22 protein-coding genes and 1 tRNA gene are annotated in these 25267 nt (G+C 67.7%); 10 read left to right on the forward strand and 13 right to left on the reverse strand.

What is annotated here, in order from left to right; all coding sequences use genetic code 11:
• Nucleotides 1–6: 6 nt before the first annotated feature.
• Together ABLE94_RS05560 and ABLE94_RS05565 are read left to right on the forward strand one after the other, a co-directional pair.
• Complete coding sequence (locus ABLE94_RS05560; protein ID WP_348803287.1) at nt 7–432, forward strand: HIT family protein; 426 nt, start codon at nt 7–9, stop codon at nt 430–432.
• Nucleotides 429–1262 (forward strand): SIR2 family NAD-dependent protein deacylase, encoded by an 834-nt coding sequence (locus ABLE94_RS05565; protein ID WP_348803285.1) that lies wholly within the window; start codon nt 429–431, stop codon nt 1260–1262. The genes ABLE94_RS05560 and ABLE94_RS05565 overlap by 4 nt, the downstream gene beginning before the upstream one ends.
• A gap of 16 nt (nt 1263–1278) precedes the next feature.
• On the opposite strand, the gene ABLE94_RS05570 is transcribed toward ABLE94_RS05565, so the two are convergent.
• From ABLE94_RS05570 to ABLE94_RS05580, 3 genes are all read right to left on the reverse strand, one after another.
• Nucleotides 1279–5454, reverse strand: coding sequence for a PDDEXK-like endonuclease domain-containing protein (locus ABLE94_RS05570; protein ID WP_348808225.1), 4176 nt, complete (start codon nt 5452–5454; stop codon nt 1279–1281).
• Nucleotides 5455–5582: 128 nt separating this feature from the next.
• Nucleotides 5583–5915 carry a rhodanese-like domain-containing protein gene (locus ABLE94_RS05575; protein WP_348803282.1) on the reverse strand — a complete coding sequence of 111 codons (333 nt, stop codon included), beginning with the start codon at nt 5913–5915 and terminating at the stop codon, nt 5583–5585.
• Nucleotides 5916–6093: 178 nt separating this feature from the next.
• A complete protein-coding gene (locus ABLE94_RS05580; RefSeq protein WP_348803281.1) occupies nt 6094–7848 on the reverse strand; it encodes a DEAD/DEAH box helicase in 1755 nt (584 codons plus the stop codon).
• 258 nt (nt 7849–8106) lie between these two features.
• Here ABLE94_RS05580 and ABLE94_RS05585 point away from each other — a divergent pair, with 258 nt between their 5' ends.
• The 3 genes from ABLE94_RS05585 (at nt 8107) to ABLE94_RS05595 (ending at nt 12407) form a co-directional block, all read left to right on the forward strand.
• Nucleotides 8107–9891, forward strand: coding sequence for an AMP-dependent synthetase/ligase (locus ABLE94_RS05585; RefSeq protein WP_348803280.1), 1785 nt, complete (start codon nt 8107–8109; stop codon nt 9889–9891).
• 126 nt (nt 9892–10017) lie between these two features.
• The gene (gene opgC / locus ABLE94_RS05590) at nt 10018–11214 is read left to right on the forward strand and encodes an OpgC domain-containing protein (protein ID WP_348808226.1); all 1197 of its coding nucleotides are present in this window, start codon (nt 10018–10020) and stop codon (nt 11212–11214) included.
• The gene (locus ABLE94_RS05595; protein ID WP_348808227.1) at nt 11211–12407 is read left to right on the forward strand and encodes a trans-sulfuration enzyme family protein; all 1197 of its coding nucleotides are present in this window, start codon (nt 11211–11213) and stop codon (nt 12405–12407) included. Before opgC ends, ABLE94_RS05595 begins: the two co-directional genes overlap by 4 nt.
• A 6-nt stretch (nt 12408–12413) precedes the next feature.
• On the opposite strand, the gene ABLE94_RS05600 is transcribed toward ABLE94_RS05595, so the two are convergent.
• The 3 genes from ABLE94_RS05600 to ABLE94_RS05610 form a co-directional block, all read right to left on the reverse strand.
• Nucleotides 12414–13565, reverse strand: coding sequence for an acid phosphatase (locus tag ABLE94_RS05600; protein WP_348808228.1), 1152 nt, complete (start codon nt 13563–13565; stop codon nt 12414–12416).
• Nucleotides 13566–13714: 149 nt separating this feature from the next.
• A complete protein-coding gene (locus ABLE94_RS05605) occupies nt 13715–15214 on the reverse strand; it encodes a DUF7782 domain-containing protein (protein WP_348808229.1) in 1500 nt (499 codons plus the stop codon).
• Nucleotides 15214–15426 carry a hypothetical protein gene (locus tag ABLE94_RS05610; RefSeq protein ID WP_348808230.1) on the reverse strand — a complete coding sequence of 71 codons (213 nt, stop codon included), beginning with the start codon at nt 15424–15426 and terminating at the stop codon, nt 15214–15216. The genes ABLE94_RS05605 and ABLE94_RS05610 overlap by 1 nt, the downstream gene beginning before the upstream one ends.
• Nucleotides 15427–15651: 225 nt before the next feature.
• Between ABLE94_RS05610 and ABLE94_RS05615 the strand changes: the two genes are divergently transcribed.
• Nucleotides 15652–17388, forward strand: a complete 1737-nt coding sequence (locus ABLE94_RS05615; protein ID WP_348808231.1) for a hypothetical protein — start codon at nt 15652–15654, stop codon at nt 17386–17388.
• Nucleotides 17389–17424: 36 nt separating this feature from the next.
• On the opposite strand, the gene ABLE94_RS05620 is transcribed toward ABLE94_RS05615, so the two are convergent.
• Complete coding sequence (locus ABLE94_RS05620; RefSeq protein ID WP_348808232.1) at nt 17425–19662, reverse strand: DUF222 domain-containing protein; 2238 nt, start codon at nt 19660–19662, stop codon at nt 17425–17427.
• Nucleotides 19663–19790: 128 nt separating this feature from the next.
• Between ABLE94_RS05620 and ABLE94_RS05625 the strand changes: the two genes are divergently transcribed.
• Both ABLE94_RS05625 and ABLE94_RS05630 read left to right on the forward strand, forming a co-directional pair.
• A complete protein-coding gene (locus ABLE94_RS05625) occupies nt 19791–19916 on the forward strand; it encodes a hypothetical protein (protein WP_348808233.1) in 126 nt (41 codons plus the stop codon).
• Between the two features lie 137 nt (nt 19917–20053).
• A complete protein-coding gene (locus tag ABLE94_RS05630) occupies nt 20054–20416 on the forward strand; it encodes a histone-like nucleoid-structuring protein Lsr2 (protein WP_348803268.1) in 363 nt (120 codons plus the stop codon).
• 50 nt (nt 20417–20466) lie between these two features.
• Here the strand turns inward: ABLE94_RS05630 and ABLE94_RS05635 are convergent.
• A tRNA-Leu gene (locus tag ABLE94_RS05635) sits at nt 20467–20551 on the reverse strand.
• Between the two features lie 130 nt (nt 20552–20681).
• On the opposite strand from ABLE94_RS05635, the gene ABLE94_RS05640 reads away from it, so the two are divergent.
• Both ABLE94_RS05640 and ABLE94_RS05645 read left to right on the forward strand, forming a co-directional pair.
• Nucleotides 20682–21137, forward strand: coding sequence for a transcriptional regulator (locus ABLE94_RS05640; RefSeq protein WP_348803267.1), 456 nt, complete (start codon nt 20682–20684; stop codon nt 21135–21137).
• Between the two features lie 13 nt (nt 21138–21150).
• Nucleotides 21151–21519: a DUF3817 domain-containing protein gene (locus ABLE94_RS05645; RefSeq protein WP_348803265.1), complete on the forward strand. Its 369-nt coding sequence runs from the start codon at nt 21151–21153 to the stop codon at nt 21517–21519.
• Nucleotides 21520–21522: 3 nt separating this feature from the next.
• Here the strand turns inward: ABLE94_RS05645 and rdgB are convergent, their stop codons facing one another.
• The 5 genes from rdgB to ABLE94_RS05670 form a co-directional block, all read right to left on the reverse strand.
• On the reverse strand, nt 21523–22143 hold the full coding sequence (gene rdgB, locus ABLE94_RS05650) for an RdgB/HAM1 family non-canonical purine NTP pyrophosphatase (RefSeq protein ID WP_348803264.1): 621 nt from the start codon (nt 22141–22143) through the stop codon (nt 21523–21525).
• Nucleotides 22143–22892, reverse strand: a complete 750-nt coding sequence (rph, locus tag ABLE94_RS05655; protein WP_348808234.1) for a ribonuclease PH — start codon at nt 22890–22892, stop codon at nt 22143–22145. The genes rdgB and rph overlap by 1 nt, the downstream gene beginning before the upstream one ends.
• 54 nt (nt 22893–22946) lie before the next feature.
• Nucleotides 22947–23711, reverse strand: coding sequence for a cyclic nucleotide-degrading phosphodiesterase (locus ABLE94_RS05660; RefSeq protein WP_348808235.1), 765 nt, complete (start codon nt 23709–23711; stop codon nt 22947–22949).
• A gap of 87 nt (nt 23712–23798) precedes the next feature.
• Nucleotides 23799–24608, reverse strand: coding sequence for a glutamate racemase (murI, locus tag ABLE94_RS05665; RefSeq protein WP_348808274.1), 810 nt, complete (start codon nt 24606–24608; stop codon nt 23799–23801).
• Nucleotides 24605–25234, reverse strand: a complete 630-nt coding sequence (locus tag ABLE94_RS05670) for a rhomboid family intramembrane serine protease (protein WP_348808236.1) — start codon at nt 25232–25234, stop codon at nt 24605–24607. The genes murI and ABLE94_RS05670 overlap by 4 nt, the downstream gene beginning before the upstream one ends.
• Nucleotides 25235–25267: the final 33 nt, after the last annotated feature.

The following is a 25267-nucleotide window of genomic DNA, read 5'->3' on the forward strand; positions in this document are numbered from 1 at the left end:
GTGATCATGACCGACTGCGTCTTCTGCGACATCGTGACCGGCGCCGCGCCGGCACGACAGATCTACGCCGACGACCACGTCGTCGCCTTCCTCGACATCCGCCCGATCATGCGCGGACACACCCTGGTCGTGCCGCGCACCCACTCCGACGGACTCGCCGACCTGGGCATCGACGACGGCGCCCGGATGTGGGCCGCGGGGCGACGGATCGCGGCCGCGATGAAGGTCTCCGACCTCGGGGTCGACGGCATCAACCTCGCCCTCAACGACGGTTCTTCGGCGTTCCAGACGGTGTTCCACACCCATCTGCACGTGCTTCCGCGCGCCGACGGCGACCGTATCCGATTCGTCCGCGGACTCCTCGTGCGCCGCGATCCGAACCCCGACGAGACCGCCGCCATCCTGCGCGAGGCGATGGGCACCCTGCCGTGACGACCTCTGCCGCCGCCTTCGACGAGGTGGTCGCCCTCACCGCGCGGGCCCGCTGGATCACCGTGTTCTCCGGCGCCGGCATGAGCGCCGAGAGCGGTATCCCGACCTTCCGCGATGCGCAGGTGGGGCTGTGGGAGAACTACGACCCGGCCTCCCTGGCCACCCCCGAGGCGTGGGAGGCCGACCCGGACCTGATGTGGGCCTGGTATCGGTGGCGCGCCCGGCTCGTGCGACGGTCCGAGCCGAACGCCGGCCATCACGCCCTCGCCGATCTGCCGACCGCGGGACTCGACGATCCCGGCGATCCCGAGGCACGTGCGGTGATGATCGTGACCCAGAACGTCGACGATCTGCACGAGCGCGCCGGCACCCCGGTGCTCAGTCACCTGCACGGCAGCCTCTTCGCACCGCGGTGCTCGGAGTGCGCCACGCCGTACGACCCCGACGCCATGCTCGACGGGTCCGATGCCGGTTCCGATCCCGGTTCCGATCCCGACACCCCGCCGACATCCCGGAGGACACCGCCGTCCTGCCCGGTCTGCGGGGGGCGGATCCGCCCCGGCGTGGTGTGGTTCGGTGAGGCCCTACCCGAAGACGCCTGGCAACGTGCCGAAAGTGCCTTCCGCGCAGCCGATCTGGTGATCGTGGTGGGAACCAGCGGGGTGGTGTATCCGGCCGCGTCGCTGCCCGAGCGCGCCGCGGCGGCCGGCGTGCCGGTCGTCGAGATCAATCCGGAGCCCTCGGCGCTGTCCGCGCTGGCATCACATCATCTGCGGGCCACCGCCGCCACCGCCCTGCCCGCGCTGGTGAGCGCCCTGTCCCAGCGGTGAGAGAACCGACCCCACACTACTCCCCTGACGCGAGATCGATCGGCTGCCAAGAGGTTTCGGATCGCACCGGGCCGGTTGGCACCGACCCCGGCTTCACGCCGCGACGGTCGAGCGCATCCCACAGTCCGGCCAGGGCGGTGTCGGGATCGAGTTCGAACTCCGACTCACGCACGCGCCAGAACTCCCACCCGCACCGGCGGAGTTCGCGTTCGCGTTCCATGTCCGAGCGTGCCTGCGCACCGGTGGTGACGAACTCGTCGCCGTCACATTCCACCGCCATCCGACCGTCGGCGCCGGTGACCACCAGATCCATACATCGGTTGTTCACCACCACCTTCGGCGTGACGTGGTACCCACGACGGGACAGGATGTTGAACACCTTCTGCTCGAAGAGGCTCTCGAACGGTTCGACCCGCCGGTCGTCCGGGATGTCGACGGGCATCGGATCGATCGCGGGGCCCTGGTTGGCCTCGAGGTAACCGAGCAGCGATCTGCGCAGGTCGCCCTCGCCGAGGTCGTCGAGCGCGATGGAGTGGAATAACCACATCTGGTCCATCGCGCGCGAGGCCGCGACGTTGATGCGACGTTGGGATTCGGCCCGGGTCAGCGCCGCGATGGCGCCGGGATCGGAGACCACCATCGACAGGAAGATCACGCGTCGTTCATCGCCCTGGAAATCCGGGGGTGTCCCCACCCGGATCCGTCGGCGACGCCACTGCGCATCGTCCACCCGCTCACGCAGCAGCCGGGTGATCACCTCGGTCTGCCGGGTGCCCTGCAGCGCGATGACGCCGAAATCCAGTCCGTCGTAGGCACTGTCGGCGAGGCACTCGACGAGTACCTCGACCAGCGCAGCGGCCTCGGCCTCATTCACCAGTGTGTTGCCCTGCCCGGACGCGGTGCCGTCGACGCGTTGGGTCCGCAGCGGGTCGAGTCGGTCGGCGCCGTGCTGGCGGACCGGGATCAGCGGCGCGTCGGAGTAGAACTGTGCCGAGGAGTACCCGATGATCTCCGGCATCGAGCGGAAGTGTTCGCGCAGCCGGATGACATGCCCGAATCGGCTGCGCAGCAAGGAGAACAGACTCGACCGTGGGGTCAGCCCGTCACGCAGGTAGTGCGGCAGGTCGGGCAGGTGGGCGTCGAGGCCGGCGAAGGCGTCGTCGAGGGTGGTGCCCGACAGGCCGGTGGGCGCACACTGGCGATCGTCACCGACGACGATCACCCGGGGCGCGAGCCACAGCAGGTAGGCGCTCGTGACATCGGTTTGGCTGGCCTCGTCGACGATGACGACGTCGAAGGAATTCTGTTGTGCCGGGAACATTTCCACGACCTGGGCCAGTGGCATCACCCACGCCGGCACGGCGGCGGCGGCCTCGGTCATCGCTTCCCTCGCCGCGGCCCGGAAGCGGTGTGCGTGTTTCCCCGATCCCTTGCCCAGGTTGATCATGTGGTCCCGGTAGGACTGCAGCGCCTGGATCTGCGCGACCGTCACCCGCGACAGGCACGCCCGCCAGGCGCGGGCCGCGGCCAACTGGGTGGTGAGCTGCACCAGATCGGCCTCGGACTCGTCGAGCGCCGCCGACCAGCGCCGTTCGCCGTCGGGGTCGCTGCGCAGTTCCGCCCACGTCCGCGCCCGACGCCAGTCCCATGCCCGACGCACCTCACGCAGCCGCCCGTCCCACCCGGGATCGTCGGCCGTCTCGGCCAGCATGACCGCGAATTCCGGTGCCTTGCTGCGTAATCGAAGGATCAGCAGGTCCAGGGCCGACTGGTCCTCCCATTGCGTCCGGGCCGCCACCACGGCCCGTCGCGCGGCTTGGATGGCATCTGCGTCCGCGCTCGCGAGCGCCGCGATGAGCGCATCCCCCTCCGCAGACGGCCCACGCTCCAGTTCGGGGGCCAGCGCGTAGACGTGGTCACCGAGTTCCTTCTCTGCCAGCAGTGCATCGTTGGCCGCCGCGATGGCACCGGCGTCGTGCGCCACGGCCACCGCCTCGGCGACACTGCGCGGTCGGGGTCCGCCGGGGCTGATCGCCTCGAGTTCGCGCACCAGCGCGTCGCGTTCGGACAACAACGTCGAGATCCACCCGAGGCGCTCGTCGAGTCCGACCAGCCGATTCAGTTGCGATGACCGACTTCCCGAGACGTCGACCGGAACGTGCAGATCGGCGAGCACCCGCTGCGCGTGGTACACCGCGTCGAACACGGCGAGGTGATCGGCGACGGCCTGCAACGACCGTTCGTCGGTGGGTACCCGACCGTCGACGGTGGCCGCCACCCCGGACTCCTCGACGGCCCGCTGCGCCTCCGATCGCCGCATGCGACCACGCCAGCGGCCCCCGTCACGCAGGAAAGCGGCTGCGGCGGCAAACAATTCGCCATCCCCGGGGCGTGCACCGTCGACCGAGACCGCCTGCGCGCCGAGATCACGATCCCGGCGGGCGGCGTCGGCGATGACCGGCGACAGGGTGGTGACGCGCGACCACAGATGGGCGGCCTCACCGGCGAGCAGGCGATCGGCCATGTCGACCATGGCCGGCGGAAAGGCCGCCACCTCGGTCGCGGCCACGCCGAGGCGATCGCAGACCCCCTTGAGCCGCATCAGCCGGGCGCTGTCGACGCCGGACAGGATCGACATCAGCGAGCCGGTGCCGACCATGGGTTCGGTGGGGCGACGGGCGATACGCGCGCAGATCTGATCCATCCGGGCCGGATCGGGCAGGAAGTCGTCGAGGTCGACGAAGCGCTGGGCCTGCCGGGACGGCTGATTCCTGGTGGTGCGCAACATCTCCAGCACCCGGGTGAACTCGGCGGGTTCCAGCGGCGGCAGTGCCCCCTCGACGGGTCCCGGCAGCCAGTCGTATCGCGCCGCGTGCGCGTTGCAGTCACGGACCACCTGCGCGGCGGTGCCCCGGTAGTCGCCGGCCACCCATTCGTGGATCTCGGTCTCGGCACGGCGCAGCTCCCAGAGTCCGCGCAACGCGCGTTCCCGGCGGGCCATGGCCTGCTCCCGGCGGGCGGTCAGGTCATCGATCTCGGCGGTGCCGACACCGTCGACGTAGGTCGCCTTGCGTTCGGCGATCTCCTCGACACCCGAGACCATCGATTCGAAGCGGTCGCGGGTGATGTCGGCGGTGGACACCGTCAGGGCCCGCAACTCCGGCGGCAGGATGTCGCGGAGGACGGCCAGCGCTCCGGGCTTCTCGCTGGTCACCAGGACGCGCTGTCCCTTGGCCAAGAGCGCCGACACGACGTTGGCGATGGTCTGGGTCTTCCCGGTGCCCGGTGGCCCTTCGACGACGACACCGCTGTCGACACCGAGTTGGGCGAAGACATCGCGCTGTTCGACGTTGGCGGGCAGCGGGAAGAGCGCATCGCCGACGAGATCCTCGGCGGGCATCGCACCCGACGCGGCCAGCGCGGCCAGCCGCTCGTCGGATTCGATCGGCGCCACCAGTTGGGCCAGCCCGATGGGAATGTCCGCCTCGGGCGCATCGCGCAGGTCGGTGAGGATCGTCTCGTAGAAGTCGAGCAGCGCGTCGGGACTGCGTCGCCGGCACACCAGCGCTCCGACGAACTCCACCTCGACCGACACCGCCGCGTCGGTGCGTACACGCGAGACCCAATCGTGCAGGAGATCGTCGGCCTTCGGATGGATCGGGCTGGGCAGCGACTCGATCTTCGCTCGCACCTTCGCGGTGTTCTCGAAGTCGATGCCCTCGACCGACGACAACAGCCGTGCGTCGTGCAATGTCGGGACCGATCCGGCCGCCACCGCGACGCGGATCGTGCCCCGGTCGGGGTCGCGCTCGGCCACCACCGGCTGTGTCAGCAGGTACTCGCGGATCGTGGTGGTGGTGGGGGTGGCCGCATCCGCCGCATCCGGCGACGACACGGTCAGCAGGCCGGCGGCCAGCACGAGTTCCCGGGACTGGGGCGACTCGGTGAGGTCGTCGACCATCGCCGACAGACTGTCGTATCCGACGTGATCGGGCCCGAGTTCGACGACGAGCTGACCGGCCGCCGCGCCGGACCGAACCGCTATCGGGGTGCCGGTCCCCACCGGCAGGACCGCCGGATGCTCGTCGACGTCGCGCACGTCATGACCGCGGGAGGCCAGCAGGTCACGGAAGAAACCGAGCAGGCCGAAGACCTGATCGCGGCGGTGCGCGCGATGCTCCTCCTCGGTCATGAGCGTGGTGTCCTCCTGCGCAGATCGTCCGACCGGCCGATGACCGGGCGAGTCTGGCCGTCGGTCACCTCCGGTCGGGTCTGACCCATCACGCTATCAAGCCGCCGCCGGGGCGGCAGGACGCGCGATTACGATCCGGGGTTGCTGCGCAGCGCCCGGTAGCCACCGTCGATGTAGTGGACGTTGGTGTAGCCGAGGTCGGCGATCTGTTCGGCGATGCGGGGCGCCTGTGACGAGACCGACACCACGTTGATCTCGGTGTCGGGGTGACCGATCACCGGGAAGGTGCCCGACGGCGTGGGCGCGAGGCGCTCGCGGACGTCGGTCGGCTCGACGACGACCGCTCCGGGCAGGCTCCCCTGATGCCGCACGACCTGCGGGCGCGCGTCGAGGACCACGGCATCGCCGCGGCGGGTGTGGGACATGGCTTCGGCTGCCGAGATGGGATCCACCACTGACACTGGGGACTCACTCCTGATGTTGCTGAGATGTGTACGGCTGAGATGTATCAGACCGGGGGGCGCGAACACGGTCGCCCGCGATCCCCCGACAAAGGTTACGGAAAAATCTCGAAACGCCCAACATCGCCTCAACCCGGACACGCCGGAGCCGCCGGTGGCGGATCGCCGGGTCAGTGGGTCAGTTCCGCGGCCGTCCGGCGACGTGACGCGAACCCCGCTTACCCCAGCCGTCCCCGCGGGAGTTGTGACCGTCGCGCCCACGCTGCCCCTGACCTGCGCGTTTGTTGCCGCCCCGACCACGTGGGGGGCCCATGTCCTTGCGCAGATCGATCGGGTTCTTGCCGATCCGGGTGTTGCGCAGCAACTCCAGCGTCTCGCGATCGAGGTTGTCGGGCAGTTCCACCAGCGAGAAATCGTCGCGGATGCTGATGTTGCCGAAATCACCCCGGGTGAGTCCGCCCTCGTTCGCGATCGCGCCGACGATCGCGCCGGGCGACACCTTGTGTTTGCGGCCCACCGCGATGCGGTAGGTGGCGAATCCGCCGCCGCCCTTGCGCGGGGCGCGTTCGCGGCGCTCGGGCCGCTCTCCCGCGGGCGGGTCGGGTGCCATCAGGAAGCCGCCGTCGCGGGTCTCGAGCGCCAGCGCCGCGGCGATGTCGGCCATCGCCACGTCCTTGTCACGCGCGTAGTCCTCGACGAGTTTGCGGAACATGTCGAGGTTGTCCGAACCGAGGTTCTCGGTGATCGAGTCGGCGAAGCGCGCCACCCGCTGGGCGTTGACGTCCTCGACCGACGGCAATCCGATCTCGGTGAGCGGTTGCCGGGTCGCCCGCTCGATCGCCCGGAGCAGGTGACGTTCCCGCGGCGAGACGAACAGCAGCGCGTTGCCCGATCGGCCGGCGCGTCCGGTGCGGCCGATGCGATGCACATAGGACTCGGTGTCGTGCGGGATGTCGTAGTTGACGACATGGGAGATGCGCTCGACGTCGAGTCCGCGGGCGGCCACGTCGGTGGCGACCAGGATGTCGATCGTGCCGTCCTTGAGCTGATTGATGGTCCGCTCACGCTGCGCCTGCACCATGTCGCCGTTGATGGCCACGGCCGAGAAGCCACGTGCGCGCAATTTCTCGGCGAGTTCCTCGGTGCCCGATTTGGTGCGGACGAAGACGATCATCGCGTCGAAGGACTCGACCTCGAGGAAACGGGTCAGCGCGTCGAGTTTGCGCTGATGGGACACCTGTAGGTAGCGCTGGGTGATGTTCTGCGCCGTCGCCGTCTTGGCCTTGACGGTGATCTCCTGCGGATCGTGCAGGTACCGCTGGGCCAGCCGGCGGATGGCGCTGGGCATGGTGGCCGAGAAGAGCGCCACCTGCTTGTCGTCGGGGGTCTCGGCCAGGATGCGTTCGACGTCCTCGGCGAAGCCCATGGTGAGCATCTCGTCGGCCTCGTCGAGCACCAGGTACTCGAGTTGGGAGATGTCGAGGGTGCCCTTGTCGAGGTGATCGATGACGCGGCCGGGGGTCCCGACGATCACCTGGGCGCCGCGCTTGAGCCCGGCGAGTTGCACGCCGTAGCTCTGGCCGCCGTAGATCGGTAGCACCCGGACGTCGGGCATGTGCGCCGAGTACTTGCCGAATGCCTCGGCGACCTGCAACGCGAGTTCGCGCGTCGGCGCCAGGACGAGTGCCTGGGGACGGCGCAGCGCCGGATCGATCCGCGAGAGGATCGGGATGGCGAATGCGGCCGTCTTGCCGGTGCCGGTCTGGGCGAGTCCGACGACGTCGCGGCCGGACATCAGCGGTGGAATGGTGGCCGCCTGAATCGGCGACGGGGTCTCATAGCCGACCTCGGCGATCGCGCTGCGTACGCGGTCGTCGATGTCGAGGTCGTCGAAGCTGATCGACGGCGAATCGGTGTCGGGCTGATCGGTCATGGTCTGCGTGTCCCGTTCATCGAGATAACTGTAATGCGCGCGACGGCCAGAGTCCTTATCTGCGGCGGTTTGGCCGTGCTGACATCGGTTTTCTCCGAGTTCGCGACGGTCGATGCGCACTGTGATCGGCGCCACCGGGTTACTGATACCCTCGGTGCCACTCACCACTACGCAGCGGTCATGTGACTCGCACCGTCTGCCCGAAATGCCCGCATTCGATCACCCGTATTCGACCACACGTATTCACCCAGGAGCGTCATGCAGGAATACACCACCCCGTCCGACCTCGCCATCGACGACAAGGCCACGACGGTCGATGCGATCTTGCGCTACCGCGAACAGCGGCCCACCATGCCGCTGTTCAAGAAGCGCGCGTCCGGAACCTGGATCACGGTGACGGCCAAGCACTTCGCCGACGAGGTCGATGCCGTCGCGAAGGGACTCATCGCCTCGGGTGTGCAGGCCGGTGATCGCGTCGCGATCCTGTCGTCGACGCGCTACGAGTGGACGGTCCTGGACTACGCGATCTGGCGGGCGGGCGCGGTCACCGTCGCGATCTACGAGACCTCGGCCACCGATCAGGTCCAATACATCGTCGAGAACTCCGGCACCACACTTCTGATCATCGAATCCGAGGCGCAGTTCACCAAGCATCAGGAGGTCATCCTCGCCCCCGATCCGCTGCGCGAGACCCTGGTGATCGACCGCCACGGACTGGCCGAGCTGAGCAAGCGGGGCGAGAAGCTCGGGGACGACGTTCTCGACGAGCGACACGCGAACCAGTTGTCCTCCGACGCCGCGACCCTGATCTACACCTCGGGCACCACCGGCCGGCCCAAGGGCGTCGTGCTCACCCACGCGAACTTCCTGGCCGAGTGCGCCGCCACCCGCGACGCGGTGGGCGCCGGTCTGGTCGAGGGCAAGTCCACCCTGCTGTTCCTGCCGCTGGCCCACGTCTTCGCACGCGTCGTGGCCGTCGGGTGTGTCGAGAACGGCGTGATCCTCGGCCACACCAACGACATCCCGAATCTGATCAACGACCTCGCGGTCTTCAAGCCCAACTACATCCTGTCGGTCCCTCGCGTGTTCGAGAAGGTCTTCAACTCGGCCAAGCAGAAGGCCTACGACGGCGGCAAGGGATCGATCTTCGATCGGGCCACCGACACCGCCATCGCCTACAGCAAGGCCACCGAGAACGGTTCGGCCGGACTGGTGTTGTCGTTGCAGCACAAGCTGTTCGACGTGCTGGTGTACAAGAAGTTGCGCGCCGCGCTGGGCGGCAACTGCGAGGGTGCCATCTCCGGCGGCGCCCCCCTCGGCGCCCGGCTCGGTCACTTCTTCCGTGGCGTCGGCATCCCGGTGTACGAGGGTTACGGACTCTCGGAGACGACCGCCGCGGTGACCGCCAACAACGAGGACCACCAGAAGGTGGGTTCGGTCGGGCGGCCGGTGCCCGGCGTCAGCGTCGCCATCGCCGAGGACGGCGAGGTGCTGCTCAAGGGTCCGGTGGTGTTCACCGGCTACTGGCACAACGCCCAGGCCACCGCGGACGCGATCCGGGACGGCTGGTTCCACACCGGCGACATCGGACATCTCGACGACGGGTTCCTGTTCATCACCGGCCGCAAGAAGGAGATCATCGTCACCGCCGGCGGCAAGAACGTCTCCCCCGCCCAGCTCGAGGACGCGATCCGCGCGCATCCGCTGGTCAGCCAGTGCCTGGTGGTCGGCGACAACAAGCCGTTCATCGGCGCACTCATCACCATCGACCCGGAGGCGGCGCCGGGGTGGCTGGAGCGCCACCACCTGCCCGCCGACACCCCGATGGCCGACCTCATCAAGAACGAGGCGCTGCGCGCCGAGATCGACGCTGCCGTCGAGGAGGCGAATTCGAAGGTGTCCAAGGCCGAGGCCATCAAGAAGTTCGAAATCCTCGCGTCCGATTTCACCATCGAATCCGGCGAGCTCACGCCGACGATGAAGCTCAAGCGCAACGTCATCAGCGACACCTACAAGATGGCGATCGCCGACCTGTACACCTGATCGTCGGTCGGTTCCGCATCCGTGGGACACGTGAGACTCCTGTTACCGAAGTGGCAAATGTGACGATTGGGACTCGGTGGGCGCGCCGTCGTCGAAACGGCGGTGCGCCCACCTAATCTCTGGGCGATGAACCGGGACCTCGCCATCGACGTGACGCGCGGCCTGGCGATCTGGAGCATGATCACCGCCCACTTCGCCGACGGCGCCAAGATCGCCATGCCCACCCATGCCTTCCCCTATGTGGACGGCATGAGTGTGTTCGTCCTCGTGTCCGGGTTCATCCTCGGGCTGGTCCATCACGGCTGGATCGACGCACACGGCATGCGGTTCGCCTTCGGCAAACTCGCCGCGCGCCTCGCGGTCCTCTACGTCTGCCAGCTCACCATCGCGCTGGTGGCGGTGGCCGCGGGGATGGCCGGCTACTTCCGCCTCACCTGGCTGCTGCCGGTGGATGGGTGGGCCGAGGGCATCTGGGCGTCGGTCACCATGGCGTACCTGCCGAGCGGGGGGAACATCCTGCTGATGTACATGGTCCTGATGGCCTCCGCCTTCGCCGTCCTGCCGCTGCTGGCGCGCGGGTGGTGGGCGGCGGTCGTCGCCGCGTCGATCGGACTGTACGTACTCGCCCAGACCAATCCGCCGGACTGGTTCTATCTCACCGCCGACATGACCGCGCCCCGGATCCAGAACTGGGCGGCCTGGCAGGTCTTGTTCGTGCCCGCCCTCGCGATCGGGTGGAATTGGCGGCGGTGGCACCTCGCGACCAGGATCGAACGACACCTGCCACTGCTGGTCCTGGTGGCCGCCACAGTGGCCGCGGCGATGCACTTCCTGGTGATCGACGGCCCCCTCACCGCCTTCGAACCGGCGCTGGGCGACAAGCTCGACCTGGGTGTGGCGCGAGTCGTCGGCGCCTGGGTCGTCGTTCCTGTGGTCTATGGCGTCTTCCGCGTCTTCCTCGCCCAGTGGCATCGCGACTGGCTGCGACCGTTGGCGTTGTCGGGTTCCCGGAGTCTGGACTCCTATGTCATCCAGTCGTTGGGTCTGGTCGTCGTGCCGATCATGATCCTGGATCGGCCGTGGTCGACGTGGTCGATGACGGTGATCGCCGTCGGAGTGTTCGGAGCGTGCTGGGCGTGGGCGGAGTTCCGGCGCGCCTGCCACGTCGACAAGTTGCATCGTCTGCCGGCGATTCTCGCCGCGCCGATCACCACGGCCATCGCGCGGAAGATGCCCGCACCGGCGGTGCGGCCCGTCGGTGTCGCGTCCGCCGCCACACATTCGTCGGTTCGCCGCTCGGTCTCCGCCGGATCTCCGTCATGAACGGCGGGCGCGACGAGGTGATCGCCACCGCCGGTGACATGACAACTGCCGTCCACGCCGGCAACGACACCCGGGGCGCCGCGATCCGCACACCGATCACCATGGCCAACTCCTATCACCTGCCCCCGAATCCGGAGGCGGTCGACTGGTCGGGCACCGATGACCTGCTCTACACCCGCAATTCGGGCGCCAATCAGATTGCCCTACAACGGAAACTGGCGGTCCTCGACCACGGCGAGGACGCCGTGGCCCTCGCCTCGGGTGTCGCGGCGCTGCATGCGGTGTTCTTCACCTTCGTCGCCGCCGGCGACCACGTCGTGGTGTCCGACACCACCTACGAGGCGACGTGGAAGCTGTGGACCGAACTACTCCCCCGCAAGTACGGGATCGAGGCGAGCTTCGTCGACATCACCGATCTCGACGCAGTGGCCGCGGCGATGCGGCCGAGGACCCGGATGGTGATCACCGAGGCCATCGCCAATCCGACGACCAAGGTCGCCGACATCTGCGCCCTCGGGACGCTCACCCACGACGCCGGCGCCGTCCTACTGGTTGATTCGACCTTCACCCCGCCGCCGCTGTATCGCCCGCTCGACGACGGCGCCGACCTGGTGGTGCATTCGTTGACCAAGTACATCAACGGGCACGGAGATGCCATGGGCGGAGCCGTGATCGGCGATGCCGAGCGCATCGGGCAGATCAAACGCGAGGCGATGGTCGACGTCGGCGGGGTCATCTCCCCGTTCAACGCCTGGCTCATCGAACGCGGCTCGATCACGTTGCCGCTGCGGCTCGGCCAGCATCAGCGCACCGCCGAGCGTGTCGCCGCGGTCCTCGCGAGTGATCCCCGGGTGGCCTTCGTCGCCTACCCCGGCCTCACGTCGCACCCGCAGCACGAGCTCGCCCTACGCCAGTTCGGTGGCCGCGGATTCGGCGCGATGATGGCGTTCGCGGTCGACGGCGATCCGGCCACCCAGAATCGTTTCGTCTCCCACCTCCGGGTGATCACCTCGGCGGTCTCCCTGGGCCACGACGAGTCGCTCATCGTTCACGTCGGCACCGATGGCCCACGGGTGGCCGCCTATCCGGAGCCGTTCCGCAGGTTCGGGCATCTGCGGTTCTCGATCGGACTCGAGGACGCCGACGATCTGATCGCCGATCTCGTCGGGGCTCTCGACGCCACCTTCGGGTAGCGCGCGTCAGCGGGCGACCCAGGCGCGGGCGATGTCCAGACGCTGCCACCCTCCGGTCGGCCCGGACTTGTCGAGCGGATAGCCTGCCGGAAGAGCGGTGCGGGCCAGGATGTTTCGTAGCTGGGCGGTGCTCAGCCCGGGATGTGCGGCACGAATGAGGTTCTCCGCCCCGGCCGGCACAGTGAGCGCGGATGCGGTGTCACCGGTCGGCAGGAACGAGTAGCTCGCCCGCTGCCGGTAGTCGGCCAGCGCCGTCGCCGTCGGCTCCCACGGCTGTTGGCAGGCCGCGATGGAGCCGATCGGTGCGCCCACCCGCGCCTGCAGCACGCCACGCAGTTCGGTGCGGGCGGCGGCGAACAGGGCGGCGAATCCGGGATCGCCGAGCAGATCTGAGGCGGTAGCCTGGGCGAGCATCCGGCCGCCCATCACGTCGAGCGGGTAGTGCACGCCGAGGACGATGCGGTGATAGCCGTACTCCGCGCCGCGCGCGAGGATCTGCGGACCGACCTCCGGCAGCATCGAGGCGATCAGGAAGGCCTGGGTGTATCCCCAGGTCGTGTGTCCGGACGGATACGAGCCGCTGCCCTTGACCGCGGTGTACAGGTCCGGGCGACCGTCCCCGTACCGTCGAATGAGTTGGGGCGCAACCTCGAACGGGCGTGGGTACTGGAAGTACTTCTTCTCCTTGGTGGTGCTGATGCGTTCACCGGCGATCGACTCCTCACCCAGGAGCAGTTCAGAGGTCTTGGGTAGCTGTCCGGCCCGCAGCGCTGCCGAGAAGGCCGGCGCCAGCTGCGATCCGAGGGCGTTGAAGATGGCCGGACCCTCGATGGCGTAGTTGTCGTCGACGGCATACCGCGCGGTCGCGGGCGAGGCGGTGGTGTTGACGGCCACCGTCTCCGCGAGGTTCTGTTGCCGGATCAGCGGCGACGTGTGCGAGAACCCGTCGAGGATGGCGATGTGATTGGCCGGTGCCGCGGTGGTGAACGGGTCGGACTTCTGTGCCGCGGTGAATCCCGTCGACATCGGGACGGCCGTCGAGGTGAACGTGCATGCGGGAGCGGCGGCGGCCGGGGCGTGCGTCGCCGCCGTCGGCGCCACCAATGCCACCGCCGCCACCGCCGCAGCAATGATCCTTGTCCACTTCGGACGCACCATGATTCCTCCGATCGACCCGTCGTACCGCTGTCGCACTCACCTCACGAAGCGCGATGGATCACTCGGCATCAGGCGGTCGCACACGAAGTGAACACTGGGTGACCATTGCCGCCGAACACGACATTCCGCCCAGAGTGTCGGCCGGCGGATCAGCGTGTCTCGAAGAGGATTCCGCGGCCGATCGCCTCGCGGATCACCGGGAGCGCCGCCTGCGCCAGCGCGTCGGCGTCGACGTCGTGGACGCCGGCGAGCAGATCGATCAGCGTGCCGAGGGGTACCTGTCCGCGACACCCGGCCAGGAGTGCGCGGGACACCTCGTCGACGCCGAGAACGGCACCGGGCCCGCCGGGCCGCCGCACCGACGACCCGATCTCCTGCCAGCCGTCGTCGCCGGGTAGTGACTGCGATTCGAGGAAGATCGGCGCGGTCCGCAACCGCGCCGCCAGCAGATGCGCGTCGTCGTGCCCGAGCAGGTAGTCGCGCCGATCGAGAAAGGCACGCGCCTCCTCGCCGGTCACCTCCTCACCCGCGCCGGTGATCTCCTCGATGGTGTGATCCGGAGTGCGACGACCGTTGCGGCGCAGGGTGATCACGCCCATCCCGATCCCGGTGATCTTCTCCTCGGCGAACCAGTCCAGCCAGTCCGACCCGCGGCGCGCGATCTGCTCCGGGTCTTCGCCGGCATCGGAGAGCCACAGCGAGATGTAGCTGATCGGGTCGGCGAGTTCACGCTGCACCACCCAGGCGTCGAGTCCGGTCCCGTCGAGCCAGCCCACGATCCGGTCGCGCCAGTCCGTACCGTCACGGACAATCCAGTTCGCCAGCAGCTGTGCCGTGCCACCGTCGGTCAGATGGTCCGGGAGTTGCCGAATAAGTTCTGCGCACAGCGCATCTCCGGCCATTCCCGAATCACGGTAGATGTAGTCCTGGCCACCCGCCCCGACGACGAACGGCGGATTGGAGACCACCAGGTCGAATCGCTCACCGGCCACCGGCTCGAAGAGGCTGCCGGCCCGTAGGTCCCAGGTCATCCCATTGAGACGCGCGGTGGCCGCGGCCAGGGCGAGCGCTCGCGGGTTGGTGTCGGTGGCCACGATCGACTCGCAGTGCGCGTCCAGGTGCAGTGCCTGAATCCCACACCCGGTACCGAGGTCGAGCGCAGTCTCGACCGGATCACGGATCACCGCACGCGCCAACGAGATCGACGCACCACCGATCCCCAGGACGTGGTCGTGTGCCACCGGCCCGGACCGCATGGCCGCATCCTGGTCGGACACGACCAGATAATCCCGGACATCGTCGGCGTGCGGCCGGATGTCCAGGACTGCACGCACGCGGCCGTCGGCAACGCGTTCGATCACGCCCGCGGTAATGAGACCCTCGACGCCTGTCGTCGGACAAGCCTGTGCCATAGCAGGTTCCGGCTCATCCGATCCCAGGAGAAACAGTCGCACCAGCGCAGCGAGCGAGGGACGTCCGTTCCCGGCACCGGTGGCACGCAGCGCGGGCCACCAGACTCCGCGACCCAATGCCTCATTCGCCTCTGCGCCCAGCAGTTCCGACACCCCGTCGGCGGTGTACCCCGCCCGTCGCAGGTCGGCACCCAGGGCATCGACGACGGATTTCGATTGCAGCGGGAGATCACTCATCAGCCGACCCGCCGATACTTCTTGTGCATCGCCTGTTTGGACACACCGAGTACGACGCCGATCTCCGCCCAGGACAGACCTGCTGTCCGAGCGCGGCGCACGGCGACCTCTTCGTCGCGCGCGAGTTGCCGGCGACGGTCGGCAACCGCGGCCAACGCCGATACCGGATTGTCAGGGTCGCCGGAATCCCCGGCATCGATTCCTGTCTGCATGACTGTCATCCTGCACGTCTCGGCCCTGACCGTCAACCAACGTTGACGGTCGGCGTTACCGGTTGCGACAGTGATCCTGCTCACGATCCTTTCGTTTAGGCAAGGTTATGCTAATTTTTCCCTCAGATTGTGACCGTCGTGAGGTTGCGTGGCGACGGTGTCGTGGTGCGCGTGGACGGCTCGTCCGGTGTCCTCCCAGCGCACCGGGGAGGCTGAGGAGTGCAGGTGGCAGTGGTGGGTTCGACGCAGAGTCAGCGGTCGGGGCGGGGCAAGACGTGGTTTGTCCGGGTGTCCGCAGTTGCCACGTTGACGGTGTTCTCGGCCGGCGCATTCACGTCGAACGGGTCGGCCGCCGTCCTGAGCCCGGCCCTGGCCCCGGTCCCCACGCCGGTCGCCAAGCAGACCACACCGCCGAAGGCGCCGGTACCCAAACCCGCCGAGACCTTCCAGGAGCGCATCGATCGGATCGCGGCGAGCCCGCGGTCACTGCTGCGGCCGCTGGATGAGAACCGCGGTCAGGCCACCGTGTGCGTGAGCGGCGAGTTCACCACGATGTCGGTGGTCTACGACTCGCTCTTCGAGTCACTTCTCCCCTCGTTGCCGCCACAGTTGCGGGCCAATGCCTACGCCGCCCGCGATGCCGCGCATCGGGATATGAAGCGGCTCAACGTTTCCACCCTGGCCATCTCCGACAACCCGATGGCGCTCGGCGCCGACACCGACGATCCGTCGCTGAAGTACCGCGGACCGATCTCGCAGTGGATGGTCATGCAGCTGTTGAAGATCAAGGACGGCCGGGAGGGTGAGGCCATTCCGGTCGGCAACATCACTCTCGCCCAGGCGGTTGAGACGGCCTGGCTGTACCTGTTCGCGACGGTGATCGCGCCGACGAAGTTCGCGCTGCAGTTGACGCCGTATCTGGGCAGCCCGCTGTCGTCGATCAGCGGTTTGGAGAGCTTCCAGGGGTACTTCACCTACAACACGATCCTGCAGATCGCGGTCCAGGGTGGGGCCCTCGGTGCGCAGTACGTCTATCAGGCCATCTCGAACATGGTGATGAACCAGTGCGTGGCTCGGGTGACCGAGGACCAGCGAGCCGAGGCCGGCCGTCCGAGCGAGGACGTCACCTACGACATCGACATCCCCACCGTCGTGCGAAGCGTGGCCAATCAGCTTTCGCTGGCCGACAACGAGACCTGTGATGCCGTGGGCAATGTCCCACTGAGCCGCATCGTGACCCGCACCCGCGACTACGTGCAGAGCACCGCGACCACCGAGGCACAGAAGGCGCAGATAGCGAACGAAACCGATGCGATCCTGGCGCGGATGAAGGCAACTCGGATTCCGCACAATCTGATTCCTGCCGATCCCGCTGACTTCACACAGCTCGAGGGCGCTGCCTCACTCTTGGGCAGCCTGATCCCCTACGTCGGTGGTGCACCACTGGACATCGTCATCGGCCTCAAGCACAACCTCGACCAGGGGGACAACCCGCTGGAGACGGTCAGTGTTGCCGACCTCACCGTCACCAAGTCGCTGACCGCCGCGTACTACTCGTACTACCTGTCGCTGTATCTGTTCACCACGGTGGGCGGTCTCGCCGAAGGTGAGATCTTCGGCAGTCCGACCGTCGGTTTCCTCTCCCCGACTCGGGCCATCGGCGCCGTCGCCGCGCTCCCGCTGACCTATGGACTTGTCAACTTCCACAACGTGATTCGCTCGATGTGCTTCACCGAGGACGACACCACCGGCACCGGGCGCGGCGCGCAGCTCAACCGCGACAACGCCACCTTGCCGTCGGCGAGCACGACGACGCCGACCGCCACCAGGCGTGCGGGCTCCCGTGCGAGCACGCCGTCGAGTACTCGGCCGTCGGGCACGCCGAACCGCGGCGCCGCGTCGACCACGACCACCCGGCAGCCGATACCCGGTCTGCCGATTCAGATTCCGGGGATCGGCTAACCACACCCCGAACCGACCGCGGTTGCGGCCCCACGCTCAGAAGGGTGGTGGTGCGCCGTCATCGGGAACGACGGGGTATCGCTTCTTGCGTCGTCTCGGGCGTGGCGGGTTCAACGGGTCGACGCCGTCGGTGATGCGGGCCCGGTTGCGTTCGCGTTCACGGCGTCGCCGTTCGTATTTCGCGGCGAGCCGATCCCGCTTGCTGGTCGGGATGACTCCCGGTTCCCGAGGTGTCGGTGGCGCCGCGGGTGGATCGGCGAACCGGTAACGGCGTAGCCCGCCGAAGAAGTCTTCGAGGGTTTCCGCCGGCCCCGGAATGTTGAGTCCTTCCGGGGTGGTGAAAATCGTGACCAGTCGGCCGTTCTCGTCGCGGTACTGGTCATCGAGCCACCGGGAGTGCGTTTTCTGCAGATGATGCCCACGGCACTTCGCGTTCAGCCCGTCGGGGGTGGTCTGCCCACCGCGGTCGGGGTGCTCGTGGTCGTACTCGTGTACGTGATCGCAGTCGCCGTCGAAGGCACTATCCCGGCAGGTGGGGATGACGCATTCGCCGTGGCGGATGCGGATGAATGTGTCCAATGCCGTCGACAGTCGGTACGGATCTGACGGCAACGCCGACGGGAGTTCGACGTCCTCGGGATCGACGCCCTTGGGCACCAGTCGTCGGATCGTGGTCGGGTATCGGCTGATCAGATCGAGGAACTGTTCGGGGATGACCGCGCCCTGCCCGACGAGGTAGCCGAGGTTGCCGCCGAGAGGCGTGTCGTCGGCCGAAACTGTTTCGGCAGAGCCTGATTCGGTGTCGGTGGGTGCGGTGTCCGCGCCGGTGGCCGCCGTTTCCTGTGCTCGGCGTTCCGCGTTCACCAACCACTCGATGGCGTCCTCGCTGGAGCGCGCGGTATCGCGGCGCAACCGCTGAATGAACTTCTGAGCGCCGGACAAGGGCGACTCACCGCATGAGTCGCCGCCGGTGTCGACGACGGCCGCATCGGGAGTGCCCTCGCCGTCAGAAGCGTTCACCTCAGGACTCTCCATACGCGACGACATCCGCGCCACGCCCACGTCGGCGTCCGACTCGGGCTCGGGCTCGGTGCGAGACTCGGGTTCTGGTGCCTGTTCCACGTCTGCAGTGTCCGCGTCAGAGGGACCGCTCTCGTCGAGTAGCGACATCTGTGCCGCACCCGCGTCGGCCTCCACGACCGGCTCAGGTGTGGGCATCGACTCGGGTTCCGGTTCCGGACGCCGTGACTGGACCACGGATTCGGTTGCACTGCTATCGGATTCGCTGTCGGCGGCCGCAGACTGCTCCTGCTCGTGCTGTTCTTGTTGTCGCTGGCGTTCCTCGATCGCCGCAGCGGTGGTCTCATCGGCAATCACGTGCAACACGATCTGCACATCCGGAATACAGCCCGGCTCCGGGATCACCGCGGAACAGTCCTCACGCCCGCACTCACACGCGAACTGCGTCCCCGACAACAACGAGTACATGGCATCGGCCTGACGTTGCCGCCGCGTCCGCGGATCCTTCCGGCAGGCACAATCGGCCAGGGCGGCGATCGTCTTCTCCGCGATCGTGATGTTCTCCGCGGACATGGTCCCGGTGATCTCCCCGGTCCCGTCGCCCTCGAAATGAGTGAACACAGCCCGCTTGTCCAGGTTCCGCTTCCGCGGTTCCCGGACAGCGTCCGGGGCGTGTTGGAAGACGATCTTGTCGACCATGTCCCGCAAACTCGTCGCCGGCCACTGCCCCTGGCGGCTGAACAACCGCTCGGCGATCGCCGCGTCCACCAGGGCGGTGTTCGGATGCAAGGCCGGTCCCGGATCGAGCAGGTTGGTGCGATCGATCAGGGTCCGGAACTGACTGTGGCTGATCCGGCCTTCGAGTAATGCCCGCCCCGTCTTGGGCAGGCGGGTGGCCATCACGATCGCCTCATCCACCAGCCTGCGGGTGGTCACCATTGCCAGATTCCGGGTCCGGGAGATGTGTTCGGCCGTGATCTGCGCGTACTCCGCCGACTCGTCCAACGGGCGGTCGGTCAGACACCTCACCACATACGCGGTGAAGTAGGAGTCCAGCCACGCCATATAGGAACGGCAGCGGTCCAGTTCGGTCATCGCGACCAGCACCTCGTTGATCGAATGCTGATCCAACCGATCCGGATCCACCCCGAACAGAAACGAGCTGGGTAGACCCGGCCACGGCGACGGCCCCTGCTTCAGCAACGCATCGCGCACATCCCCACGAATCCGCGCGCTCCATGGAATGCTGCTCACTCCTCGCCCCCTCGAACAAGATGACCGTCGAAGCTCTCTTCGATCTGACCATCATTGTAGAGACGGCCACCGACAAAACCGTTCGCTCGCAGGGCGGGCGACCATCGGTCACTCTAGGCTCGACTGCCATGGCGCAGAATGTGAAGCTCGTCCTGACCGGAGGCCGCGATCACGAGTACGAGTCCGCGGACCTGACCATCGAGAACGGCGGGGTGCTCAAAGTGGTCGAACCGAACGGGTACACGACCTACTAGGCGGCGGGCGAATGGCGCGTCGTCGGGCACACCAGCCTCACCTGAGGCGACGGAGCCGCGTCGCCTCACGTGAGGCTGACGTCGATTCCTTTCCCGGATTCGCGACATCGGATTATCCATGTGTTAACGTGCATCACGTGGCAAGGGTGAAGGTGACCTCGTTCGTCGACGACCTCGATGGCAAACCCCTCGGTGTCGACGATGCACGCAGTGTGATGTGGTCCTGGGCGGGCGTCGTCTACCGGCTCGATACCTCGAAGGTGAACCTCGCGAAGATCGAGGACGGACGGGTCCCGCTCGCCAAACTGCTCGCCGTCTCCACCCGCGTCGGGGGTCGACGTCACCCCACCGCGACACGCATCGATCCGCCCACCCGACGCCAATCCACCACGCCGGACCCGGCGCAGGTCCGGGAGTGGGCCACTGCGAACGGATACTCCGTCTCCGCCCGGGGTCGCCTACCTCGCAACGTCGTCGACGCGTACGACGCGGCGCACTGAGACCAACGCCGAGGTTCCTCGCCATAGGGGTCACCGACCGAGGTGAATGCTGGTGCGCGAGGGGGGACTTGAACCCCCACGTCCGTAGACACTGGAACCTAAATCCAGTGCGTCTGCCAATTCCGCCACTCGCGCGTGCTGCGAGCACAGCCTACCGTCTGCACTTCCCGCGAACCGCATCAGCCCGAGCGTCGGCGTCACCGTTGACGCAGATCACCCCGACCGCCCGGCAGAGCATCGGCGCAGGCCAGGTACCGTCGTAGGTATGTCTACGCAGTCCGGCCGTCGTCGTCACCGCCCCGCACTCCTGGTGCTCGCGGTCGCCGCGGCAATCGCCTGCCTGGGTTTGGCCTGGTGGCAGTGGGACACCTACGAGTCCGGCGGTGGCACTGAACAGAATCTCGGATACGCGCTGCAGTGGCCGGCCTTCGGGTTCGCCTTCGTCTGGGCGTACCGCCGCTTCGTGGTCCTCGAGAGCGATCCGGACGAGGCGCAGAAGATTGCCGAGAACAAGGCCGCGACCGAGATCCCCGAGGGCATCCTGCCCGAGCGTCCGACGATCCCCAGTGCGTCGACCCTGCAGCGCGACCGGGCCGACGACGACGATCCGTCGCTGCGCGAGTACAACCAATACCTGGCCGAACTCAACGCCGCCGACCACGCCCACGCCGCCCTGCGCGAGACCGTGCCGCCGGCCGATACCGACACATCCGAGAAGTGAGGATCCCATTTCAGTGAGCGACAAATCCGCGACCGACGTCGCACCAGCGGCCGCACCGATCGAGAAGGTCAAGGGAGCGCTCCTGCGGTACCGCATTCTCGCCTGGATCACCGGTCTGTGGTTGCTGCTACTCGTCGCAGAACTGATCCTCAAGTACGGATTCGACGTCGCCGCCCTCGACTTCGTCCCGATCGTGCACGGGTGGGTGTACTTCGTCTACCTCATCCTGGCGGTGGACCTGGCCATCAAGGTGCGCTGGCCGCTGGGCAAGATCCTGGTGACCGCCATCGCCGGCACCATCCCGTTCCTGTCCTTCTACGTCGAACACATCCGGACCAAGGAAGTGAAGGCGCAGTACGGGATAGGCGGCGAGACGCTGTAGAGATCAGTCGGCGGCCAGGCCTCGTAGCGCGGGAACCAACTGCGCCAACGCCTTTCCGCGATGGCTCAGTGAATCCTTCTCCTGCGCAGAGAGTTCCGCCGACGATCGGCCGGCCGCGACGGCGTCGTCGGGGATGAACAGCGGGTCGTAACCGAAGCCGTTGGCGCCCCTCGGGACACGCAGGATCGTGCCACGCCACTCCCCTCGCACCACGGTTTCGGAACCGTCGGGCGCGACGAGTGCACACGCGGAGACGAACGCGGCACCGCGACGCTCGTCGGGCACGTCACCGATCTGATTCAGCAGCAGGTCGTTGTTGGCGGCATCGTCGCCGTGGCGGCCGCTCCACCGCGCCGACAGCACCCCGGGCATCCCGTTGAGCGCATCCACCGACAGCCCCGAATCGTCGGCGAGACAGACCAGGCCGGTGGCCCGCGCCCCGGCACGTGCCTTGATCAGCGCGTTCTCCTCGAACGTGGCGCCCGTCTCGGGTTCTTCGGGGTAGTCGGGCACCGAGTCGAGTCCGATCACCTCGAGTCCTACGATCCCCGCCGCGTCGACGACCCGCTGCAGTTCGGCAAGCTTCTTGGCGTTGCGGCTCGCCAGCAGAATCCGATTCGCCATCAGGTCGGGAGCTCGCCCGGGTAGGGCTGTTCCAGCGCGATCCGCTGGGCCTCGAACAGCTTGGCCGTACCCACCTCGGCGATGTCGAGCAACTTCTCGAGGGTGGCCCGCGGGAAGGTCGCACCCTCGCCGGTGCCCTGCACCTCGACCAGCGTGCCGGCGTCGGTGGCGACCACATTCATGTCGACCTCGGCGCGGGAATCCTCCTCGTAGGGAAGGTCCAGACGCACCCGGCCGTCGACGACCCCGACGCTGACCGCGGCGATCATGCACGACAGTGGCTGCGGATCGCTGAGTTTGCCTGCTGCACCGAGCCAGGTGACCGCGTCGGCGAGGGCGACGTAGGCGCCGGTGATCGCCGCGGTGCGGGTACCGCCGTCGGCCTGCAGGACGTCGCAGTCGAGGGCGATGGTGTTCTCACCCAACGCGGCCAGGTCGATGCAGGCACGCAGGGAGCGTCCGATGAGCCGGCTGATCTCGTGCGTGCGGCCACCGATCTTGCCCTTGACTGATTCCCGGCGAGACCGTTCGTGGGTGGCCGCGGGCAGCATCGAATACTCCGCGGTGAGCCACCCCAGTCCCGACCCACGCCGCCACGGCGGCACGCCGACGGTGACGCTCGCGGTGCACATCACCCGGGTCTCGCCGAATTCCACGAGCACCGATCCAGCCGGATGGCTGGTGAATCCGCGGGTGATGGTGATCGGTCGGAGTTCGTCGTCGGCCCTGCCGTCAGCGCGTGTGGTCACCTCACCAACTGTAGACATCGCCGCAGACACCGACGACGCCCCCCACGCGCCGGCTCAGAAGTGGAAGATCTGGCCCTGCCGCACCAGCTCGACCGGTCCCGAGAACGTGCTCCGGGCCTCGGCGAGAATGGTTTCGGCGTCACACCACGGCGCGACGTGGGTGATCGCGAGCGTCTTCACGTTGGCCTTCGTCGCGGCCTCTCCCGCCTCGATACCCGACAGGTGCAGGTGTTCGGGACGGGTGGCCGGGTCATGGGTCCACGACGCCTCGCACAGGAACAGGTCCGCGTCCGTGGCGACGTCGATCAGTTCGTCGCACGGGCCGGTGTCACCGCTGAAGGCCACCACATGCCCGTCCGGTCCGGTGATCCGCATCCCATAGGTCTCCGGCGGGTGATCAACCGCGAGCGCCTGAATACGCAGGCCACCGAGGGTGATCTCCATCCCGTCGCTCCACTCGTGCACGTCGAAGGTGTCGCTGATGTCGTCGATCTCGCCCGGATATTCCGAGGACGCCGCACCGATGCGCGTCGCAACACCCGACGGGCCGTACAGCGGCGCCTTCTCCGGTGCGGGACCGGGTGGGGCGTAGCGACGCCACACCAGCATCGCGGGTAGATCGAGACAATGGTCGGCGTGCATGTGGCTGAGCACCACCGCGATGTTGTCGGGATCGGCCACCCTCATGAGTTCACCGAACACCCCGGGCCCGCAGTCGACAAGCACCGGCTGCTCACCCGGCGCGGCAAACAGGTACCCCGAGCAGGCCGCCCCCGGCCCGCCCACACTTCCCGAGCACCCGAGGACCGTGAGACGCATGTTCCTACCATGCCATGCGCGCATGGCATGGTGATCAGGTATCGGGCACAAGTCGGTTGCGGGCCGGCGAATCGGTGTCGACATTCCTCAGATGCGAGCCACCGCCCCGATGGTGGGACCGAGGAAACGGCTGGACAACTTGGCGAACGATTCGGGATCACCGGTCGCCTGGAAGACCCGCTCGGCCTCGCGATCGGAATGCGGGTGCAGCATGTCACCCTCGGTCAGGACCCGGAACAAATCCTTGGCCGTCTCCTCCGCACTCGACACCAGCGTGACCTCGTCACCCATCGCCAACTGGATCACCCCGGACAACAGCGGATAGTGCGTACACCCCAGGACGACGGTGTCGACGTCGGCCTCCTGCAGCGGTTCCAGATATCCCTGGGCCAGACCGAGGATCTGTCGCCCACTGGTGATGCCGCGTTCGACGAAGTCGACGAATCTCGGACAGGCGACCGCGGTGATCTGCGCGTCGCGGGCCGCGGCGAACGAATCCTGATACGCACGCGAGGCGATCGTGGCCTCGGTGCCGATCACCCCGATCCGCCCGGTCTTGGTGGCCACCACCGCACGTCGTACCGCGGGAAGCACGACCTCGACGACGGGGATCGGGGCATAGCGTTCCCGGGCGTCACGCAGGCACGCCGCCGACGCGGTGTTGCACGCGATGACGATGGCCTTGACGCCGCGCTCAGCGAGGTCGTCGCCGATCGCGAGAGCGTGTTTGCGGATCTGCGGAATGGTCTGCGGACCGTACGGGCCGTTGGCGGTGTCCCCGATGTAAACGATGTCCTCGTCGGGCAGCAGGTCGATGATCGCGCGGGCGACGGTGAGCCCGCCGACGCCGGAATCGAAGATGCCGATCGGAGCGTCGGGCGTCGATGATGCGGTTATGACGTCACCCCCGGTGTGGTCCCGGCACCACGATTCGGGCGTCGGCGGTCACGGTCGGCGAGGTACCAGGCGGCCACCACACCGCCGATGGCCCCGAACAGATGCCCCTGCCAGGACACCCCGAACGTGCCGGGGAACACTCCCCACAGCACCGAGCCGTAGACGAGGAAGAGACCGATACCCAGCAACACCTGCCAGAAGTCCCGGTTGAACAGGCCGCGCACGAGCAGGAAGGTCAGCCAGCCGAAGATGATCCCCGACGCACCGACGGTGATCGTGTACGGCGGCGCGATCAGCCACACCCCGAGTCCCGAGATCACCCACACGATGGCCGTCACGATCAGGAACCGCCGAGTCATCAGCACCAGGAAGCCGAGCACGATGCCCGGAATGAGGTTGGCCCACAGGTGTTCCCAATCGGCGTGCAGGAACGGGGCCCACAGGATGCCGTCGAGACCGTCGATCTGCCGCGGCTCGATACCCGCATCATCGAGTTGATAGCGGGTGGCCGCGTCGATGGCCTCGATGACCACCAGCAGGGCCACGATGGCCGCCATGACGATGGCCGATCGCTGCCACAGCGGTCGGCCTGCGCGTGGGGTCGCGGTCGGCGGTGTGACGGTCATGTCCTCCTCATTCACCGATTGCGGGCGGCCATC

Origin of the sequence: Gordonia sp. VNK1, assembly GCF_040049135.1 — a bacterium.
GTDB lineage: Bacteria > Actinomycetota > Actinomycetes > Mycobacteriales > Mycobacteriaceae > Gordonia > Gordonia oleivorans.

What these genes read in the sequence shown, in the direction of transcription:
- ABLE94_RS05570 (WP_348808225.1), bottom strand. Translation starts at nt 5,454, where the DNA reads ATGACCGAGGAGGAGCATCGCGCGCACCGCCGCGATCAGGTCTTCGGC.
- ABLE94_RS05605 (WP_348808229.1), bottom strand. Translation starts at nt 15,214, where the DNA reads ATGAGTGATCTCCCGCTGCAATCGAAATCCGTCGTCGATGCCCTGGGT.
- opgC (WP_348808226.1), top strand. Translation starts at nt 10,018, where the DNA reads ATGAACCGGGACCTCGCCATCGACGTGACGCGCGGCCTGGCGATCTGG.
- ABLE94_RS05625 (WP_348808233.1), top strand. Translation starts at nt 19,791, where the DNA reads ATGGCGCAGAATGTGAAGCTCGTCCTGACCGGAGGCCGCGATCACGAG.
- ABLE94_RS05585 (WP_348803280.1), top strand. Translation starts at nt 8,107, where the DNA reads ATGCAGGAATACACCACCCCGTCCGACCTCGCCATCGACGACAAGGCC.
- ABLE94_RS05660 (WP_348808235.1), bottom strand. Translation starts at nt 23,711, where the DNA reads ATGCGTCTCACGGTCCTCGGGTGCTCGGGAAGTGTGGGCGGGCCGGGG.
- ABLE94_RS05610 (WP_348808230.1), bottom strand. Translation starts at nt 15,426, where the DNA reads ATGCAGACAGGAATCGATGCCGGGGATTCCGGCGACCCTGACAATCCG.
- rdgB (WP_348803264.1), bottom strand. Translation starts at nt 22,143, where the DNA reads ATGGCGAATCGGATTCTGCTGGCGAGCCGCAACGCCAAGAAGCTTGCC.
- ABLE94_RS05600 (WP_348808228.1), bottom strand. Translation starts at nt 13,565, where the DNA reads ATGGTGCGTCCGAAGTGGACAAGGATCATTGCTGCGGCGGTGGCGGCG.
- ABLE94_RS05580 (WP_348803281.1), bottom strand. Translation starts at nt 7,848, where the DNA reads ATGACCGATCAGCCCGACACCGATTCGCCGTCGATCAGCTTCGACGAC.
- ABLE94_RS05560 (WP_348803287.1), top strand. Translation starts at nt 7, where the DNA reads ATGACCGACTGCGTCTTCTGCGACATCGTGACCGGCGCCGCGCCGGCA.
- ABLE94_RS05640 (WP_348803267.1), top strand. Translation starts at nt 20,682, where the DNA reads ATGTCTACGCAGTCCGGCCGTCGTCGTCACCGCCCCGCACTCCTGGTG.
- ABLE94_RS05595 (WP_348808227.1), top strand. Translation starts at nt 11,211, where the DNA reads ATGAACGGCGGGCGCGACGAGGTGATCGCCACCGCCGGTGACATGACA.
- ABLE94_RS05670 (WP_348808236.1), bottom strand. Translation starts at nt 25,234, where the DNA reads ATGACCGTCACACCGCCGACCGCGACCCCACGCGCAGGCCGACCGCTG.